The following is a 230-nucleotide window of genomic DNA, read 5'->3' on the forward strand; positions in this document are numbered from 1 at the left end:
GAGATGACGCCGAACGCCCCGCGCGTCATCACGGTGAAGGTGCCGGCCGACAAGATCGGCGAGGCCATCGGCCCGAAGGGCAAGATGATCAACCAGAGCCAGGAGGAGACCGGCGCCGACATCTCGATCGAGGACGACGGCACGGTCTACATCGGCGCCACCGACGGTCCGCGGGCGGAGGCCGCGCGGGCGGCGATCAACGCGACCGCCAACCCGCACATGCCGGAGAT

Annotated in this window: 1 protein-coding gene; it reads left to right on the top strand. The window is 69.6% G+C overall.

Translation table 11 applies throughout. The features are described from left to right. Positions 1-230: KH domain-containing protein (locus KVT14_RS21855; RefSeq protein ID WP_254631406.1), on the top strand; the 230-nt coding region annotated here is incomplete at both ends.

It is taken from the genome of Cellulomonas sp. GbtcB1 (genome assembly GCF_019091725.1).
GTDB lineage: Bacteria > Actinomycetota > Actinomycetes > Actinomycetales > Cellulomonadaceae > Cellulomonas.